This is a genomic window from Devosia beringensis (assembly GCF_014926585.1).
GTDB lineage: Bacteria > Pseudomonadota > Alphaproteobacteria > Rhizobiales > Devosiaceae > Devosia > Devosia beringensis.
Window position 1 is genome coordinate 1,008,855 of sequence record NZ_CP045422.1, and the last position, 18,646, is coordinate 1,027,500.

15 protein-coding genes, 1 tRNA gene, 2 rRNA genes and 1 riboswitch (1 of these 19 running past the window's edge) are annotated in these 18,646 nt (G+C 65.0%); of the genes, 5 read left to right on the forward strand and 13 right to left on the reverse strand.

Annotation, left to right across the window (positions count from 1 at the left end; translation table 11 throughout):
• Position 1 precedes the first annotated feature (1 nt).
• Positions 2-1,210: an O-succinylhomoserine sulfhydrylase gene (metZ, locus tag GDR53_RS04945; RefSeq protein WP_193336982.1), complete on the reverse strand. Its 1,209-nt coding sequence runs from the start codon at positions 1,208-1,210 to the stop codon at positions 2-4.
• Positions 1,211-1,250: 40 nt separating this feature from the next.
• Positions 1,251-1,326: riboswitch (SAM riboswitch) on the reverse strand.
• Positions 1,327-1,399: 73 nt separating this feature from the next.
• On the opposite strand from metZ, the gene GDR53_RS04950 reads away from it, so the two are divergent.
• Positions 1,400-2,512 (forward strand): 2'-deoxycytidine 5'-triphosphate deaminase, encoded by a 1,113-nt coding sequence (locus tag GDR53_RS04950; protein ID WP_193336983.1) that lies wholly within the window; start codon positions 1,400-1,402, stop codon positions 2,510-2,512.
• Here the strand turns inward: GDR53_RS04950 and GDR53_RS04955 are convergent.
• The 3 genes from GDR53_RS04955 to GDR53_RS04965 all read right to left on the reverse strand — a co-directional run bounded on the left by GDR53_RS04955 (position 2,500) and on the right by GDR53_RS04965 (position 4,990).
• Positions 2,500-3,231: an ABC transporter ATP-binding protein gene (locus GDR53_RS04955; protein WP_193336984.1), complete on the reverse strand. Its 732-nt coding sequence runs from the start codon at positions 3,229-3,231 to the stop codon at positions 2,500-2,502. The genes GDR53_RS04950 and GDR53_RS04955 overlap by 13 nt on opposite strands.
• Entirely contained in the window at positions 3,210-3,893 is a 684-nt protein-coding gene (locus GDR53_RS04960) for an ABC transporter permease (RefSeq protein WP_193336985.1), read from the reverse strand. The genes GDR53_RS04955 and GDR53_RS04960 overlap by 22 nt, the downstream gene beginning before the upstream one ends.
• A 110-nt stretch (positions 3,894-4,003) precedes the next feature.
• A complete protein-coding gene (locus tag GDR53_RS04965; RefSeq protein ID WP_210321394.1) occupies positions 4,004-4,990 on the reverse strand; it encodes an ABC transporter substrate-binding protein in 987 nt (328 codons plus the stop codon).
• A gap of 229 nt (positions 4,991-5,219) precedes the next feature.
• Here GDR53_RS04965 and GDR53_RS04970 point away from each other — a divergent pair.
• Positions 5,220-5,293: transfer RNA gene (locus tag GDR53_RS04970), tRNA-Gly, on the forward strand.
• 116 nt (positions 5,294-5,409) lie between these two features.
• Here the strand turns inward: GDR53_RS04970 and GDR53_RS04975 are convergent.
• From GDR53_RS04975 to GDR53_RS05000, 6 genes are all read right to left on the reverse strand, one after another.
• The gene (locus tag GDR53_RS04975; protein ID WP_193336986.1) at positions 5,410-6,861 is read right to left on the reverse strand and encodes an aldehyde dehydrogenase; all 1,452 of its coding nucleotides are present in this window, start codon (positions 6,859-6,861) and stop codon (positions 5,410-5,412) included.
• Entirely contained in the window at positions 6,858-7,601 is a 744-nt protein-coding gene (locus GDR53_RS04980) for an ABC transporter ATP-binding protein (protein WP_193336987.1), read from the reverse strand. Before GDR53_RS04980 ends, GDR53_RS04975 begins: the two co-directional genes overlap by 4 nt.
• Positions 7,594-8,319: an ABC transporter ATP-binding protein gene (locus GDR53_RS04985; protein WP_193336988.1), complete on the reverse strand. Its 726-nt coding sequence runs from the start codon at positions 8,317-8,319 to the stop codon at positions 7,594-7,596. The genes GDR53_RS04980 and GDR53_RS04985 overlap by 8 nt, the downstream gene beginning before the upstream one ends.
• A complete protein-coding gene (locus GDR53_RS04990; protein WP_193336989.1) occupies positions 8,316-9,233 on the reverse strand; it encodes a branched-chain amino acid ABC transporter permease in 918 nt (305 codons plus the stop codon). The genes GDR53_RS04985 and GDR53_RS04990 overlap by 4 nt, the downstream gene beginning before the upstream one ends.
• A complete protein-coding gene (locus GDR53_RS04995; protein WP_193336990.1) occupies positions 9,233-10,102 on the reverse strand; it encodes a branched-chain amino acid ABC transporter permease in 870 nt (289 codons plus the stop codon). The genes GDR53_RS04990 and GDR53_RS04995 overlap by 1 nt, the downstream gene beginning before the upstream one ends.
• A 150-nt stretch (positions 10,103-10,252) precedes the next feature.
• On the reverse strand, positions 10,253-11,488 hold the full coding sequence (locus GDR53_RS05000) for an amino acid ABC transporter substrate-binding protein (RefSeq protein ID WP_193336991.1): 1,236 nt from the start codon (positions 11,486-11,488) through the stop codon (positions 10,253-10,255).
• 181 nt (positions 11,489-11,669) lie between these two features.
• Here GDR53_RS05000 and GDR53_RS05005 point away from each other — a divergent pair, with 181 nt between their 5' ends.
• A complete protein-coding gene (locus tag GDR53_RS05005) occupies positions 11,670-12,569 on the forward strand; it encodes an AraC family transcriptional regulator (RefSeq protein ID WP_193336992.1) in 900 nt (299 codons plus the stop codon).
• 171 nt (positions 12,570-12,740) lie between these two features.
• Here GDR53_RS05005 and GDR53_RS05010 read toward each other — a convergent pair whose 3' ends face one another.
• Entirely contained in the window at positions 12,741-13,244 is a 504-nt protein-coding gene (locus GDR53_RS05010) for a cytochrome b (RefSeq protein ID WP_193336993.1), read from the reverse strand.
• Positions 13,245-13,530: 286 nt separating this feature from the next.
• Between GDR53_RS05010 and GDR53_RS05015 the strand changes: the two genes are divergently transcribed.
• Positions 13,531-14,325, forward strand: coding sequence for an alpha/beta fold hydrolase (locus GDR53_RS05015; RefSeq protein WP_193336994.1), 795 nt, complete (start codon positions 13,531-13,533; stop codon positions 14,323-14,325).
• Between the two features lie 12 nt (positions 14,326-14,337).
• Positions 14,338-17,001 carry a PAS domain S-box protein gene (locus tag GDR53_RS05020; RefSeq protein WP_193336995.1) on the forward strand — a complete coding sequence of 888 codons (2,664 nt, stop codon included), beginning with the start codon at positions 14,338-14,340 and terminating at the stop codon, positions 16,999-17,001.
• Positions 17,002-17,140: 139 nt separating this feature from the next.
• Here the strand turns inward: GDR53_RS05020 and rrf are convergent.
• A 5S ribosomal RNA gene (gene rrf / locus GDR53_RS05025) occupies positions 17,141-17,256 on the reverse strand.
• Between the two features lie 132 nt (positions 17,257-17,388).
• Positions 17,389-18,646, reverse strand: a 23S ribosomal RNA gene (locus tag GDR53_RS05030) (it continues 1,463 nt past the right edge of the window).

Sequence of the window (18,646 nt, forward strand, 5' to 3'; positions counted from 1 at the left end):
CCTAGAGCTGGTCCAAACCATAGAGCAGGTCAGCGAGCAGGTCGTCGCTGGCTTCAAGCCCGACCGACAGCCGCAGCAGGCCTGGGGTGACCCCCACTTCGAGCCGCGCCTCTTCGGTCAACCGGGCATGGGTGGTGGTGCGCGGATGGGTGATCAGCGACTTGGCATCGCCCAGATTGTTGGAAATCAGGATCACCGCCAGCGCGTCGGACAGGGCAAAGGCAGCCTCCTGGCCGCCCTTGACCTCGAGCGCCATAAGCGAGGAGCCGCGCGTCATCTGCGCCTTGGCCAAATCGTATTGCGGATGGCTGGAGTGATGGGGATAGATCACCCGGTCCAGCTTGGGATGGCTGGCTAGCGCCTCGGCAATCTGTTCGGCGCTGTCGGTCATCTGCCGCACGCGCAGCGACATGGTCTCGAGCCCCTTGAGCAGGACCCAGGCATTGAACGGGCTGAGGGAGGCGCCGGTCTGGCGCAGGAAGGTATGCAGGTCGCCCTCGATCAGCTTCTTGGAGCCCAGGACGATGCCGCCCAGTACCCTGCCCTGGCCATCGATATGCTTGGTGGCCGAATAGGTAACGAGATCGGCGCCCAGTTGCAGCGGTTTCTGGTAGAGCGCGGTGGCAAAGACATTGTCGACGATCAGCACGGCGCCATGGGCATGGGCGATATCGGCCACGGCCTTGATATCGACCAGTTCCAGCGACGGATTTGTCGGGGTCTCGATGAACACCACCTTGGTATTGGACTGCATGGCGGCGGCGAAATTGGCCGGGTCGCGTCCATCGACCAGGGTCGAGCTGACGCCGTAGCGCGGCATGAAATCCTCGACCACGAAGCGGCAGCCGCCAAACAAAGCGCGCGAGGCCACGATGTGGTCGCCGGCCCGGACCTGGCTCATGACGGCATCGGTGACGGCGGCCATGCCGGTGGCAAAGCCGCGCGCGGCTTCGGCGCCTTCGAGCAGCGCCATGCGCGTCTGCAGCACGTCGACAGTGGGGTTGGCGAAACGGGAATAGTTGTGGGCGCCGGGGATCTCGCCCTTGAACAGGCGCTCGGCATGGTCGGAGCTGGGATAGCTGTAGCCGGAGTTCAGAAACAGCGCTTCGCTGGTTTCGTTGAACGCGGTGCGATGCGTGCCGCCATGGACCAGCTGGGTTTCAGCCGACAGGCGGCTCGGGTCATTGAGGGGATTGTTCGCTTTTGACATGGTCACGCTTTCAAAACAAAAACCGGCACGCTGACAGGCGGCCGGTTCCCAAACGGTCTTTAGCAATTTGTTTAAAGTGGCTGCAAGCGACCGGCCAAATCACCACTGGATATGATCTAAGGCCAATTGGCGGTTGGCGTCAATTGCAGGGGTTGCTAGAGACGGCCAAGGCAGCGGGAAACCAAAAGCATGGACAAGCAACAGAACTGGCCGCAGGGCGTGTTTCCGGCGCGGCTGATCGAGGCGCTGCACCAGCAGGGCTCCATCAGGGCCGATCGTCCGTTCGATGGCGATCAGGTGCAACCGGCAAGCCTGGATCTGCGGCTGGGCGATGTCGCCTTCCGGGTGCGCTCCAGCTTCCTGCCAGGGCCCAGCCATTCGGTGGCCGAGCGCATCGAGGCGCTCAAGCTGCACGAGATCGACCTGACGCGCGGCGCGGTGCTCGAGCGCGGCTGCGTCTATCTGGTGCCGCTACAGGAAAGCCTCGAGCTGCCCGACATGGTCAGCGCCTCGGCCAATCCCAAGAGCTCGACCGGCAGGCTCGATGTCTTCACCCGCGTCATCGGCGACCGCGCTCGCGGCTTTGACCAGATGCCCGCCGGCTATGCCGGCCCGCTCTATCTTGAAATCAGCCCGCGCACCTTTCCCATCCTGGTGCGCACCGGCTCGCGGCTGAGCCAGATGCGCTTCCGCTGCGGCGACAACCGCCTCACCGTCGCCGAGCATCAGGCGCTGCATGAAAGCGACACGCTGGTTTTCGACAATGATGTGCCGGTGGGCGAAGGCGTGGCGCTCTCCATCGACCTCAAGGGCGTCGGGCGCAATGGCCTGGTCGGCTTCCGCTCCAAGCGCCACACCGCCGTGGTGGATGTCGACAAGAAGGCCGCGCTCGACGTGCACGACTTCTGGGAGCCGCTGCACAATCGCGGCCGCGAGGAACTGATCCTCGATCCCGACGAATTCTACATCCTGGTGAGCGACGAAGCGGTGCATGTGCCGCCCACCCATGCGGCGGAAATGATGCCGTTCGATCCGCTGGTGGGTGAGTTCCGCGTGCATTATGCCGGCTTTTTCGATCCAGGCTTTGGCCATTCCCCCGCCGGCGGCACCGGCAGCCGCGCCGTGCTCGAAGTGCGCAGCCGCGAGGTGCCCTTCCTGCTTGGCCATGGCCAGACCATCGGAAGGCTGATCTATGAGCGGCTGGCGGAAAAGCCCGATCGGCTCTATGGCTCGGCGCTGGGCTCGAACTATCAGGCGCAGACCCTCAAGCTCTCCAAGCACTTCAAGCCCTATATCGAATAGGCCGGGCTCGCCGCCTCGAGCTGCGCCCGATAGTCCGCCAGGATTGCCGCGTCGCGCTGCGCGGGCGGCACCGGCAGGGCGATATCGGCGGCGATGCGCGCCGGCCTGCCCGCGAGCACGATGGCGCGGTCCGCCAGCAGGGCGGCGTCCTCGGCAAGATGGGTGACGATCAGCACCGTGGGCCGGGTTTGCGCGACCAGCCGGGTGAACACCTGCTGCATCTCGCCCACCAGCACGCGGTCGAGCGAGACGAAGGGCTCGTCGAGCAGCAGCAGGCCAGCATTGACCGAGAAGGCCCGCGCCAGCGCCACCCGCCGCTGCATGCCGCCCGAGAGCTGGTGCGGATAGAGCGTGCCGGCCCCGCTTAGCCCGACTTGCGCCAGAACCGTTTCAGCCATGTTCAGGGTAATGGCGGGCGCCACGGCCCGGATATTGTCCGCAGCTCTCAGCCAGGGCAGCAGGCGCGGATCCTGGAACACGAAGCCGGGCGTCGGCGCGAGATGGGCCGGCACGCCATCAATGCTGATGGTGCCGGCAAAGTCACGGTCGATGCCGGCGAGCAGGCGCAGGATGGTGGACTTGCCCACGCCCGATGGACCCACCAAAGCCACCACGCTGGAGGGCGCCAGGGTTAGCTGCAGCTTGTCCAGCAGCGGCGCGGCCGCGCCGGGAAAACGCTTGGCCGCGATGTCGAGAGTTACGCCTGGACCGGACGCCATTGCAGAGCCCTCCGTTCCACGGGCCGCAGCAGGCCATATTCAAAGGCCAGCACGACCAGGATGAAGGAAGCCGTATAGGCCAGGATGCCGGTAATGTCGAAAAACTGAAACTGCACGGCGATGCGGTAGCCCACCCCGCCATCGCTGCCCAGCACCTCAAAGACCAGAACGATCTTCCAGATCAGCGACAGGCCGGTGCGCGCGGCCGCCAGCACGAAGGGCAGCAGCTGTGGCACGAAGATCAGCCGCAGGCGGCGCCAGGCTGACAGGCGGAAGACCAGGGCCAGCTCGTCGAAGTCATGGGCAAAGCTGCGCACGCCCTCGCGCGTGATGGAAATCACCAGTGGCAGCTTGTTGATGGTGACCGCCAGGATCAGCGCCAGGTCGGTCAGGCCGAGCCAGATATAAAGCACGATGGCGACGACGATGGCCGGCAGGTTGAGCCCCACCAGCAGCCAGCCGGAAAACAGCTGGTCGACCCAGCGCAGGCGGCCAAAGGCAATGCCGAGCGCCGTGCCCAGGACCATGGCGGCGGCGAAGGCAGTGGAGGCGCGCAGCAGGGTGCGGCCGAGATCGACCAGCAGGGGCCCGGTGGTCGCCGCGTCCCACATTTCGGCGGCCACCGCGAGCGGGCCGGGAAACAGGCGATGCACGAAGAGCATAGACAGCAGCTGCCACAGGATCAGCAGCAGCGGCAGCGACAGGAGGCTCAGCGCCGCAGGCTGCCGACGCCCCTGCCCGCTGGGTGCGGCCGCTGGGGAGGCGTTCGGGTCTATTTGCTGTAGCCTTGCCAAAAGGTGCCCGGCGCCAGGGTCTGGGTCTCACCCACCAGTTCGCTGCCGCCGAATTCGGCCATGAGGGCAAAGGCCTGTGCTGCCGCATCCATCTGGTCGGGCTGGTAGTGGCTCACAATGCCGGCGCGGTAGTCGTCGCGCAACTGGGTGAAGAGCGCATCGTCATCCGTCGCGCCCATCAGGTCGCGTAGCGGCTCCCAGGCGGTGTCGTCGGACAAGAGCAGGGCCTTGGCCGAAAAGGAGGCGTCGAGAAAGGCCGTGAGGGCCGCGCCCTTGCTGGTGGCGGTCGCCTCGGCAAAGGTCCAGCCCAGGAGCGGCGGCTGCTCGGGCACGCCCAGAGCGGCCAGCATATCGGCCACCGAGAGCAGTTCGGTGAGGCCGGCAGCCTTGGCGCGGGCGTTGAAATGCCAGAAATTGAGCCCGGCCGCGACCCGCCCGTCGCGCAGCAGTTCGTTGACCAAAGGGGGCGCCCCATAGTTGACGGTGACGTCATTGACCAGGTTTGCTCCGGTCAGCTTGTGGTAATAGGCCTGCAGCACGACCCAGCTCTTGTCGACCGGGCCACCGGCCACGGCAATGGTCTTACCCTTGAGCGCATCCACCCCGGCAATGGCACTGTCAGGCCCCAGCATCAGACCGCCCACCGCCAGCGAGTGCGGTACCATGGTGATGGCATTGCCCTGATTGCGCTGGATCGAGACCCAGACGAAGTCGGAGAGGATGACATCCACCGCGCCCGCCTGCAGCGCGATCTGGCCGGCGCGGCTATCGGCCAGCGGCCGCAGTTGCAGCTCAAAGCCATGCTCGGCATCGAGGCCGAGCCGCTTGATGGTATCGATCTCCCACTGCACGGTACCGCTTTCCTGGACGCCGACGGTCAGGACCGGCAGCGGAGCGGGCTGGGCCATGGCCGGGGAGACCAGGAGCGCCAAAGCGGGCAGCAGCAAGCGGATCAATCGACGCACGGCATTCTCCAGGGCTGACTAGGCGGCACCGATCGGGGGATCGGCGGCCGGTCGCAGCGGCGCGTCCGCTATAGCAAGAAAATCGGCCGTCCGGCGACGGTGCCGGACAAAATAATCGCCGTTCTGCGGACGCCCGGGGTCCCGATGCGGGAAAGGCGGCAAGCTAGCTCTGCCGGGCCGTGACTATGCCTTGACGCCTGCGCCGATTTCCAGCATCTATTCGCCCGATGCGGGTGTAGCTCAATGGTAGAGCTTTTGCTTCCCAAGCAAGTGACGAGGGTTCGATTCCCTTCACCCGCTCCAGCCAACCTTCCCCCACATTCCCGCCAATTTGGCTTTGCTGCCTCGGTTCAAGGCGCGCTCGCCGCTGACTCTAGTCGGTCCGGACCGGCAGTTGCCTGCCGGCCCAGCGATCGTCCTCAGATCGGATAGTGGATCGCGCCATCCTGGACGGTGATCCAGCGCAGTTCGGTAAATTCGGCAATGCCGGCCTTTCCGCCAAAGCGGCCATAGCCCGAGGCCTTGACGCCGCCGAAGGGCATCTGCGCCTCGTCGTGCACGGTAGGGCCATTGATGTGGCAGATGCCCGATTCAATGCGGGCGGCGACGCCCATGGCGCGGGTGACGTCGCGACCGAACACGGCGGCCGAGAGGCCATATTCGGTGTCATTGGCGACGCGCACGGCTTCATCGAGGCTGCTGACGCGGACAATCGCCACGACGGGGCCAAAGGATTCGTCGTGATAGAGCTTCATGCCGGGGGTGACGCCGTCGACCACGGTGGCCTGCATGATGGTGCCCTCGATGCTGCCACCGGCGACGATGCGGGCGCCCTTGGCGACGGCATCCTTGATCAGGGCGTCAATGCGCTGGGCGGCGCTGAGATCAACGAGGCACCCGAGCGGGGTATTGCCGGCGCGCGGGTCGCCTGCCTTGAGCGAGGAGGCCTTGGCGGCCAGGGCGGTGACGAAGGCGTCGGCGACCTTGTCATCGACCACGACGCGTTCGGTGGACATGCAGATCTGGCCCTGGTTCATGAAGGCGCCGAAGGCGGTGGCGGCCACGGCCTGATCCAAATCGGCATCGTCGAGCACGACCAGCGGCGCCTTGCCGCCGAGTTCGAGCAGAGCCGGCTTGAGGGCACGGGCCGACAGTTCGGCAATGTGGCGGCCGACGCGGGTCGAGCCGGTGAAGTTGACGCGGCGCACCGCCTTGTGCGCGATCAGCGCCTCGACCAGCACGGGCGCATCGGTGGGGGCATTGGAGACGACATTGAGCACGCCGGGCGGCAGCCCGGCCTCGAGCAACGCATCGGCAATAAGGCGATGGGTGCGCGGGCAGATCTCGCTGGATTTGAACACCACGGTATTGCCGCAGGCCAGCGGCGTGGCCAGCGAGCGCACGCCCAGGATCACCGGGGCGTTCCAGGGCGCAATGGAGAGCACCACGCCGGCGGCCTGGCGTATGCCATAGGCGGTCGATCCGGGGCGGTTGGAGGGGATGATCTCGCCGGTGATCTGGGTGGTCAGCGAGGCGGCCTCGCGCAGCATGTCGGCGGCGAGCATGACGTTGAACCCGGCCCAGCCGGCGGTCGAGCCGGTCTCGGCGCCCATGGCGGCGATGAAATCGTCGGTGCGGGCCTGCAGGCGATCGGCGGCGGCGAGGAGGATCTTGCGCCTCGCGCCGGGGGACGTCTTGCTCCAGCCGGGAAAGGCCGCGGCGGCGGCGTCGGCGGCGCGCAGCGCATCATCCACCGTTGCCGCGGCGGCGCGGGTCGCCAGTTCGCCGGTGACGGGATTGTTGCGCTCGAAAGTGCCGCCGCCAGTGGCTTGGCATTCCACGTTGTCGATGAGCAGGCCGAGATCGGTCATGGGGTAACTCCATTGGTGAAGGGGGCGGGGGTGACGGCACCCAGGAAGGCTTGCTGCACGGCGGGATCGTCGCGCAGGGCGTCGGCGGTGCCGCTGCCGGTAATGCGGCCGGCCTCCATGAGATAGCCGCGATGGGCAATGGCCAGGCTCGCCATGACGTTCTGCTCGACCACCAGCAAGGCGATGCCAGTTTCCCGGATGCGCCCAAGGGCAGTGAACAGCTCGCTGGTAACGATGGGCGCGAGGCCCAGGCTGGGTTCGTCGAGCATCAGCAGGCGCGGGCAGCTCATCAGCGCCCGGCCGATGGCCAGCATCTGCTGCTCGCCGCCCGACATGGTGCGGGCAATCTGCTTTTGTCTCTCGCCCAGGCGAGGGAAGAGCTCGAGCACCAGCGCGCGCTGGCGGGCTTCATGCGGCCGGGCCGGCTTGGCATAGGCGCCCAGCTGCAGGTTTTCGGCGACCGTGAGATCGCCAAAGATGCCGCGCCCTTCGGGGACCAGGGCCACGCCCAGCTCGACATATCTATGTGCCGGCAGGCCGACCAGTTCGGTGCCGGCAAGATTGACGCGGGCGCCGGGGGCCGGCCGCAGCAGGCCCGCGATCGCCTTGAGCAGGCTGGACTTGCCGGCGCCATTGGCGCCCAGCACGACCACGGTCTCGCTCTCGCCGACGTCTATGGAAACGCCGTCCAGCGCCAGGTGCTTGCCGTAATGCAGGGAAATCCGGCTGGCGCTAAGCATGGTCGTTCCCCAGATAGGCGCGGATTACTTCGGCATCGGCCAGCACGTCGGCCGTGGGACCGTCGGCGATCTTGCCGCCGGCATTCATGACGATGCAGCGGGTGCAGAGGGCTCGTACCGCATCCATGACGTGCTCCACCAGCAGGATGGTGATGCCGCGTTGGCGAAGCGCTGCGATGAGGTCGATGCCGGTGCGCAATTCGGTGGGGTTGAGCCCGGCCAGCCATTCGTCGAGCAGCAGCAGGCGCGGATCGGTGGCCAGCGCGCGGGCCAGTTCCATGCGCTTTAGGTCGATATAGGTAAGGCTGTCGGCCGGCTGGCTGGCGCGACCGGCCAGGCCCACATCAGCCAGCAGGGCCTCGATTTGGGTCGTCGCTTCCCTGCCCCAAACGTGCTGCTTGCGGAAGGCCAGGGCGGCCAGCACGTTCTCGCCTACGCTGAGCGAAGGCAGCGCGCGTACCAGCTGGAAGGTGCGGGCGACGCCGCGATGGGCAATGCGGGCGGGACCGAGCCGGGTGATGGCGTGACCGTCGAGCGCGATGGCGCCGTCGGACAGGGGCAGATAGCCCGAGATCATGTTGAGTGCCGTGGTCTTGCCCGAGCCATTGGGACCGAGCAGGCCGACGGTTTCACCCTCGACCAGATCGAAGCTGAGGCAGTTCACAGCCGTGAGACCGCCGAAGCGCTTGGTGACGTGCTTGAGCGAGAGCAGGGTCATGCCGGCACCCGCTTGCGGGTCAGGCGGGCCCAGAGGCTCTCCCCGGCAGCGAGTACGCCATTGGGCAGCACGAAGACGATGGCGATGAACAGCAGGCCCAGGATGATCGAATAGTGGTTGGGGAAGTTGGCGCTGAGCCATTCAAACAGCAGGAAGAGCGGGATGGCGCCCAGCAGCGGCCCGAACAGCCGGTTGGGGCCGCCGAGCAGGGCCATGATGACGACGAGGAAGGAAGTGGTTGGATTGAACACGATGGAAGGCTCGATATAGGTCCATCGTGGCGCCTGGATGGCGCCGGCCAGCGTCATGATCACGCAGGAGATGGAAAACAGCGTCAGCTTGGTGGCGGTGATGCGCACGCCCAGATGGCTGGCGACCGCCGGATCATCGCCGATGACGCGCAAAGCCAGGCCGATGCGCGACTGGCGCACCCACCAGGCAATGGCCAGCGTCGCCGCCAGCAGGGCCAGCAATTGCCAGTAGATGTGCTCGGGGCCCAGTGGCAGGAAGACATAGCGCCCCAGGGTGCGGGTGACATTGACCTCGTAATAGGTGACCAGCTGGCGCACCAGTTCGGTCAGCCCGAAGGTGAAGATGACGAAGTAGATGCCGGCCAGGCGCAGGGTGGCCAGGCCCACCAGCAGGGCGACGACAAGGCCGATACCGGCCGCCGCCAGCAGGACCATTGGATAGGGCATGGTCTCGCTGAGGACAGCAACCGTATAGGCGCCGAGGCCGAAGAACGCGACCGTGGCCAGAGAGATATAGCGGGTGGGGCCGGAGAACATGGCCCAGGCCGTGGCCAGCACGCCATAGCCGAGAATGCCGATCATCAGGCCCAGCGGATAGGGACCGACCAGGCCGGGAACAAAGGCAAGGGCCGCCAGGACCACGAGAGCGAGGAGGAGCTGCATCAGGCGGCCTTTCCGAACAGGCCCTGCGGCCGCACCACGAGCACGGCGAGGAACATGAGATAGGTGGCGGCCAGCGTCAGGCCGGGATCGACGAAGCTGGCAACCAGCGTTTCCACCAGGCCCAGGATCAGCCCGGCAGCCAGCGCGCCCATCAGGTTGCCGACGCCCCCCATGATGACCACGATCAGCGCCTTCATGGTGAAGATCACGCCCATGGTGGCCGAGAAGGTCAGATACATCGACACCACCACCCCGCCGGCGGCGGCCAGGGCCCCGCCCAGGGCAAAGGCGAGGCGGGCGACACTGTCGACATTGATGCCCACCAGCGGCGCCGAAGCCGGGTTGGCGGCGACGGCGCGAATGACGGTGCCCAGCCGGGTGCGGGTCAGCACCAGATAGAGGCCCAGGCCGAAGACCACGGCCAGGACCAAAGCCAGCAGGCGGTTGGCGGCAATGGTCGTGCCGAAGACATCGACCGGAATGGCCATGAAGCTATAGCTCATGAAGCCCGAGCCGAAGAGCACCAGCGCCACGCCCTGGATGACGAAGAGCAGGCCGAAGGTGGCGAGGATGGAGTCGCCTTCCAGCCGGCCCCGATCGCGCGAGCGGCGGGCCAGCGGCTGCAGCAGCAGGGCATAGATCACCCAGCTCAGCGCGAAGCCGGCGGGCAGCACGATGAGCATGCCGAGCAGCGGGTTGACGCCCAAAGCGGTGAACAGCACGAAGGCGGCGAAGCTGGCGGCGATGATAAGATCGCCATAGGCCAGGTTCATGATGCGCGCGACGCCATATTGCAGCGTCAGGCCCATGGCCACCAGGGCATAGGTGCCCCCGAGAACGAGGCCGGTCAGAATGGCGCTGAGCAGCATGGGCGCTCCGGAAAGTTAAGGTGTGGCAACGGGGATACCCCCTCCCAACCTCCCCCTGAAGGGGGAGGAGCAGTTCGTGTGTTTGGCTGTATTTCGCCTGGCCACCGGCCCGACACCTCCCCCTTCAGGGGGAGGCTGGGTGGGGGTTACTTAAGCCGCTGGAACCCAGGCCGGCTTTGGCACGACGGGTTCGCGTGACCCATCCCGCTCGGTATGGGCGAGGCCGACGAACTTGCCCTCCTGCCACTGGCCCACGGTCCACAGGCTGCGCAGCTGGTTGTGGACCAGCTTGACCTTGCCGATCACCGTGTCGAATTCGCCGCTGGACAGTTCGGCCGTGATGGCCTCGCGGTCGATGTCGCCGACGCGCTCGATGGCCTGCTGCAGCATTTGCAGGCTGGCATAGGTGATGGCGCTGGCCCAGCTGTCAGGCGCCTGGCCGTTGAGCGCGGTGTGGCGCTCGAAATAGGCGGCGAGTTCGGCGCTGTCGGGGTCGATGCCGCCCACGCCCATGACGCCGTCATGATTGGGCCCGGCAATGCCCGGATAGATCGGGAAGGCGGTGCCGACGCCTAGGTAGAAGACCTTGGGGCTGAAGTTGGCCACGACAGACTGCTGGGTCAGCGCGAAGGTATCGGGCGGATAGGAGAAGGCGACAAAGGTGTCTGCGCCCAGGCCGGCGACCTCGTTGATGATCGGCGCGAAGTCGGAGGTGCCCAACGGATAGGTCTTGTCATAGACCAGCTCGAAGCCGGCTTCGGTGAAGGCCGGGGTCGCGGCCTTGGACAGGTCGATGCCGAAGCCGTCGGCGACCGAGGCAATGGCGACCTTGTTGTTGATCGTGCCGGCGTCGCGCTGGGTGACCAGCAGGGCGACCAGGGCATTGGCATAATCGTGGCCCCCGCCCAGCATCCAGAAGCTGTGCTTCCAGCGCGCCGCCAGCTGCGGCGCCATGTCGGTCACGGCCGTGGCCGCCAGCTGGGGATAGGCGAAGCGGTCAAAGGTCGGACCGGCGGCGAGGTTGGCGCCCGTGCCCCAGGTGGGCAGGATCAGATCGACATTGTCCTGCGTGGCGAGGCGCTCGATGGCGCGCACGGTTTCTTCGGCGGCGGAGCGGTCGTCATATTCGGTGACTTCGATGGGCAGCGTGACGCCCAGCTTGCTCAGCGTGATGCCGCCGGCGTTGTTCACGTCGTCGACCCACAAGAGATAGTTCGGCGTGGTGGTGATGCCGGCGCCGGCGGCGTTGGCGCCCGTCTTGGAAATGGCATAGCCGATGCGGACGGCGGTGCGGTCTTGCGCCAGCACCGGCAAGCCGGCCAGTGCGGTGGCGACAGCGCCGGCGCCCATGCCCTGCAATACGGTTCTACGGCTGATTGTGGTCATTGATTCCTCCTCCTTGCCCGCCTGGCGGGCGCTCCCCGGTTCGCAGCTTGCGCCGACCTTCAAGGGTCTTTTGGCGTCCGGCTTCGTCCTGCCAAAACGCTAGTCGCATGGGCGTGAGGTGAAAATGGACATCACAGAGAGATAAATGTACTTTTGGCGGGCATTTGAGGGAATTGGGACCATGCTATCGAACCAGCAGGCGGCGCCGCCACCCGGCCCGGGGCTGACGCAGGATGTCGAAGTGGCGGAGGTCGCGGGGGCGCTCTCGGTCATGGAGTGGGATTTCACCGCCGCCAAGGCACGGCTGGGCGCGCATGGCTTCGTGCTGGCCTCAGGCCGGGGCATGGTGCAGCTGGGGAGCACGACGACCACCATCGAGGCGCCCTGCGTGCTGTGGCTGCCCAGCGGCCTCATCGGCAGCGTGCGGCTGGAGGCCGGCGCGCGCGGCATGATGATGACGGTATCGGACGCGGCGCTGGGCCGGGTGGTGCCAGCCAGCGCCATTGCCGATCCCCTGCGCCAGGCCATCGACCGGCCACTGCTCGGCATCCGCATCGAGGCTGCTGCTGCCGGCGCCATCATCGCCGATCTCGAGGACATGCGGCACGAGGCGCGCGCCGAACTGTCCGGCATGCGCGAGGCGATCATGAGCCGGCTCTGCTTGGTGCTGATCGCCTTCTGGCGGCTTGGCGGCGTCACGGCGCCGCCGCAGGCCTCGCCGCGCGTGCTGGTGCAGGGCTTCATGCAGCTGGTCGAGCTGCATGCGCGGGCGCAGTGGCGGGTGGCCGACTATGCCCGCACCATGGGGATCTCCACCGACCGGCTGACCACGGCGATCCGTCGCGCCACCGGGCAGTCACCGCTGCAGCTGGTGCATCACCGGCTGCTGGAAGAGGCCGAGACGCTGCTGGAACGCTCGGCGCTGCAGGTCAGCGAGATAGCAGAGGTGCTGGGCTTTCGCGACGCGGGCTATTTCAACCGCTTCTTTTCCCGCCTCAAGGGCATCTCGCCCGGGCGATACCGCCAGCAGCAACAGCAGCGGCGGGCAGGCCGGGATGGTTCCTATGCGGCGTGGCCGTAACTGTCGCAGCAGTCCGGGTGCCCATGAATGCCCCTGCCCCGTGGGCGCCGTCACGAGCTTGGCGTCGCGACAATGCAACACCCTGCAGTCCTCGGCACAGTGCCACAGGCGAGGCGTGATCGATTGCGGCAGATCCATAGCTGCCGCCCAATCATGGGTCTGCCCGAGGCGCTACTTGATCGCGGCAGGCACCAGCATGCGGCGGAGTGTGGCGTCGCGCAGCACGAAATGATGGAACAGGGCGGCGCCGGCATGCAGCACGATCAGGATGACGAAGGCTGGCTTGGCCAGTTGATGGATCTCGCCGACTTCAGGATTGACATAGACAGCCAGCAGACCGGTGACGGGCACCACGACGAGCAGCGCGTAGAACAGCCAGTGGGTTGCCTTGGCTGCCAGGACAAGCAGGGGATTTTCGTCAATTGGCGCAGGAACGCCCTGACGCAGGCGGATGGCGAAACGCAGCGCAACGAGAGCCAGTACCGAAAGGCCGACCCAGTAATGGGCGGTGGCCAGAGCGGCATCGGTGCCGCCAAGGGCCTCCCCCTCTTCAGCCGCTTCGGTGGCGGCGACCATGCTCTCGCCAAAGACCAGCTGGAAGAAGATCAGGGCGGCGATCAGCCAGTGCAGCCCGATCTGAAGCGAGGAATAACCGGCGGATTGTGGGTGGTCCATGCTGTCGTCCTCGATTGGGGCCGAAGGGAAAGAAACGGCGCGCCATCATCCCCATGATGATCCCTGTTTGGGGGCAATAGATAGTGGCTTGTTTGCCGGCCCCGCCTGACGGTCGAGAGTATCGGGTCCGAACCCGGGGCGACCGCTGGCGCGCCGCCCCAGATCGGGCTAGCCTATTGGCCTGCTTGGTAATAAGTCTGGACATTATGGGGGCCGCCGCGTGACGATGCGGGCGGCCTGCCCGGCATTGAAACCGGACAGATCTGGCCTGGAAGAAGGACGCGACATGTCGCTGGTTGAACGGCACAGCATCACCACGCTTGGCCAGGGCGAAAAGACCATGATCTTTGTGCACGGCTATGGGTGCGACCAGAACATCTGGCGGTTGCTGACGCCCTATTTCAAGCAGACCCATACCCTGGTGCTCTACGACCAGGCCGGTTCCGGCAAGGCGGACCCGGCCGCCTATGACAAGACCAGACATGCCAGTCTTGAGGGCTATGCCGACGACCTGATTGCGATCAGCCAGATGCTCGGTCGCGGCCCGCTGATCGTTGTCGCCCACAGCGTGGGCGCCACGATTGCCCTGCTGGCCGCCAGGCGGCGGCCGGAACTGTTCGACCAGTTGGTCCTTATCGGCCCCTCGCCATGCTACCTCAATGATGGCGACTATGCCGGCGGCTTCGACCGCGCCGGGCTCGAGGAGATCCTCGAATTCCTGCAGATCAATCTCGTCGGCTGGTCGGCGCAGATGGCCCCGGTCATCATGGGCAATCCGGAACGGCCCGAGCTCGCCGCCGAACTCGAAGCCAGCTTCTGCCGGAATGACCCGGTGATCGCCCATCTGTTTGCCAGGGTCGCCTTCCTCTCCGACCACCGGGCTGCGCTGGCCGCGGTGGCAACGCCAGCGCTGATCCTGCAAAGCGACGATGATGTGATCGCGCCTGTCACGGTGGGGACCTATATGCACACCGTCATGCCCGATGCCGAACTGGTCATCCTGCAGTCGGCCGGCCACTGTCCCCATGTGAGCGCTCCCGACCTGGTGGCCGCTGCTATGCGCGACTACCTGGCGGCATAGGACATAGAGACGGTGACCGTTGAGCGCAGCCACGCCAATACTGACGCCCAGGTCGATCTGTTCGACCTGGCGCCCTGCGCCATGGTGGTCTGTGACCGGCAGGGCCGGGTGCGCCGGTTCAACAGGGCCTTTGCGCGCCTCGTCGGCTGGCTGGGCAAGGCGCCGCCCGAAGGCCGGTTCAGCGACCTGCTGACCCGTCCGTCGCAATATATCTTTGGCTCGCAGGTGCTGCCGCCGCTGCAACTGGCCGGCGCCGTAGAGGAAATCGAGCTCGATATTGTCGGCCCTGCTGGCGGCACCCACGCCGTGCTGCTCAGCGGCGTCCAGCTCGACGATCCCGATACGGGCTGGCTGCACTATTTTTCCCTGACCATGACCAAGGCCCGCCGGGCCTATGAGCGCGAGCAGCTCGACGCCCGAAGCCTGCTCGATCGCAAGCAGGAATATCTCAATCTAGCCGAGAAGCTGGCCCGGGTCGGGCATTGGCATGTCGACCTGGTGCAGCGGACGAGCTTCTGGTCGCCGGAGATCTACGCCATCCACGGGATGGACCCCAGCGGCGGAACGGGGCCGAGCTTTGACGAAATCATGGCGCGCTATCACGACGATGACCGCGAGGCGGTGCTCGGCATCATCGGCGGGGCCATTGCGGCCCATGAGCCGTTCTGGTTCCAGAAGCGCCTTGCGGCCACGGCCGAGCGTGGCGAACGCATCGTGGAGGCATCCGGCCTGGTCGAGGTCGGCGCCGGCGGACAGGCGACCGGGGTGTTCGGCGTGCTGCGGGACGTCACCGATACGGTCAAGGCGCAGCACGATCTCGAGACCAGCGAGGAGCGCTACCGGCTGCTGGCTGACAATGTCCCCGGCATGATCGGCTACTGGGACAGCAACATGGTCTGCCGCTTTGCCAACCGGGCCTATCTTGAATGGTTCGGCCGCTCGCCCGAGGCGCTGATCGGCCGCACCATGCGCCAGGTGCTGGGCGAAACGCTCTACGCGCTAAACCGGCCCTATATCGAGGGCGTGCTGGCCGGCATCGACCAGGCCTTCGAGCGCGCCATCGTCAAGCCGTCGGGAGAAACGGGCGATACCTGGGCCAATTACGTGCCCGACCTCGATGCCGAGGGCAGAGTGCGCGGCTTTTATGCGCTGGTGACCGACATTACCGAGCTCAAGCAGCGCAATCTGGCCGAGCTGGCCTCCAATGCGCTGCAGTCGGCCGTGCTGTCGAGCACCAATTTCATCGTCATCGCCACAACGCCAGAGGGCGTGGTGACGGTATTCAACAAGGCGGCGGAGGCCGCCCTGGGCTATGCCGCCGACGAGGTGATCGGCAAGCAGACGCCGGCGCTCTGGCACGACCGCGACGAGGTGATCGAGCGGACGCGGGAGGTCAACCGCGTGCTGCCCGAGCCCATCGAGCCGGGCTTTGCCACCTTCCTCGCCCTGCCCGACCGCAATGGCATGGTGTCGCGCGACTGGACCTTCATCCGCAAGGACGGCAGCCGCTTCCCGGTTCGCCTCAATGGCTCGCGCATCCTCGATGCCAGTGGCACTGTCACCGGCTATCTGGGCGTCGCCGAAGACATTACCGAGCGGCGCAATGCCGAGATGGCGCTGCGCAGCAGCGAGGAGACCTTCCGCGCCGCCATGGAGAATGCCTCGATCGGCATGACCATCATGGAGCCGCCCGGCCGCTGGTTGCGCGTCAACCGGGCGCTGACCCATCTGCTCGGCTATAGCCAGGAAGAGCTGCTGGAACTCAATTTCCGCGCCATCACCCATCCGGATGACCTAGACCAGAGCGACCTGGTGGTCGAGCAGCTGCTGGCGGGCGCGGTCGATACCAGCACGATCGAGAAGCGCTATGTGCACAAGACCGGCCGCATCGTCTGGGCGCAACTCAACATTTCGGCGGTGCGCCACCCTGACGGCCGGCCGCAATATCTGATCGCCCAGGTGCAGGACATTACCGAGCGGCGCGAGGTGGAGCGGGTCAAGGATGCGCTGATCTCCACGGTCAGCCACGAATTACGCACGCCGGTGACCTCGATCCGCGGGGCGCTCGGCCTGCTGGCCGGCAGCATGGCCGATACCCTGCCGCCGGATGTCGCCAAGCTGATCGGTATCGCCAACAAGAACAGTGAGCGGCTCAACCTGCTGGTCAACGACATGCTCGATATCGAAAAAATCGCGTCGGGAAAGATGCAGTTCAATGTCAGCCGCTGCGACCTGGACGGTCTGGTCGCCGCCGCCATCGAGGACAATGCCCCCTATGCCGAGCACTTCGGCGTCAGCATGGTTGTCCAGGGCAGCCAGGCGGGCCTTTATGTCGCCGTGGATGCGGCGCGCTTCCAGCAGGTGATGAGCAATCTGCTGTCCAATGCTGCCAAGTTCTCTCCGCCCGGTGGCCAGGTCGAGATCTGTATCAGCGCCACCGATACGCTGTGCCGCATCGCCATTACCGATCACGGCCAGGGCATATCGCCGGCCTTTGCGCCGCATGTCTTTGCCAAGTTCTCGCAGGCGGACTCGTCGGCGACGCGCAGCCGCTCGGGCAGCGGGCTGGGCCTACATATCAGCCGCGAGATCATCGAACAGCTGGGCGGCGCGATCGGCTTTGAGAGCCCGTCGCACCAGGGAGCGACGTTCTGGATCGGGTTGCCGCGGGTTTAGTGCGGGGTCTGGCGGGGGGTGGGGCTTTGCGGTTTGCTGTGATTTGGGCTTTTGGAACGCAAAAAGCCCACCCGGTTTCCCGGGTGGGCTTTTTAGTATTCTGTTTCGACATTGTAATGAGATCATACGTTTTTGGCAGACCTTGCAGCGACCTACTCTCCCAAGCCTTAAGACTTAGTACCATTGGCGCGGAGGAATTTGACGGTCGAGTTCGGGATGGGATCGGGTCTTGGGCTCCTCGCAAGAACCACAAGGTCAGCGAAAAACGTATGAGTGAATTCTGGTTTTTTGGTTTTAGGACCAACAACGCGCCCATGCAAGGCGTGTTGGTCTGGTGTATTATCTGAGCCGATCATTCACAATCTATGCGGACATAGATTAATGAGAACGATCAAGCCAATCGAGCTATTAGTACCGGTAAGCTTCACATATTGCTACGCTTCCACACCCGGCCTATCGACGTGGTGGTCTTCCACGGCTCTCAAGGGAATACTAGTTTTGAAGGAGGCTTCCTGCTTAGATGCTTTCAGCAGTTATCCCGTCCGAATTTAGCTACCCTGCAATGCGGCTGGCGCCACAACAGGTCCACCAGAGATTCGTCCAACCCGGTCCTCTCGTACTAGGGTCAGCTCTTCTCAATATTCCTACACCCACGGCAGATAGGGACCGAACTGTCTCACGACGTTCTAAACCCAGCTCACGTACCACTTTAAATGGCGAACAGCCATACCCTTGGGACCTGCTCCAGCCCCAGGATGTGATGAGCCGACATCGAGGTGCCAAACAATGCCGTCGATATGGACTCTTGGGCATTATCAGCCTGTTATCCCCAGCGTACCTTTTATTCGTTGAGCGATGGCCCTTCCACGCGGGACCACCGGATCACTATGACCGACTTTCGTCTCTGCTCGACTTGTCAGTCTCGCAGTCAGGCAGGCTTATGCCATTGCACTCAGCGACCGATTTCCGACCGGTCTGAGCCCACCATCGCGCGCCTCCGTTACTCTTTGGGAGGCGACCGCCCCAGTCAAACTACCCACCATACGCTGTCCCGGACACTGTTATGCCGCGGTTAGACATCTATGACGATAAGGGTGGTATCTCATCTTGCGGCTCCACACGAACTAGCGTCCTTGCTTCAAAGCCTACCACCTATCCTGCACATGCCGACACAAATGCCAGCGTAAAGCTATAGTAAAGGTGCATGGGGTCTTTCCGTCTGACCGCAGGAACCCCGCATCTTCACGGGGAATTCAATTTCGCTGAGTCTATACTGGAGACAGTGGGGAAGTCGTTACGCCATTCGTGCAGGTCGGAACTTACCCGACAAGGAATTTCGCTACCTTAGGACCGTTATAGTTACGGCCGCCGTTTACCGGGGCTTCAATTCAAAGCTTTCACCTCTCCTTTTAACCTTCCGGCACCGGGCAGGCGTCAGACCCTATACGTCGTTTTGCAACTTCGCAGAGCCCTGTGTTTTTAGTAAACAGTCGCCACCCCCTCTTTTGTGCCACTCCTATAAGGTTGCCCTCATAGAAGTCATGCTTATCCCGAAGTTACGCATGCAATTTGCCGAGTTCCTTCAGTATAGTTCTCTCAAGCGCCTTGGTATACTCTACCAGTCCACCTGTGTCGGTTTAGGGTA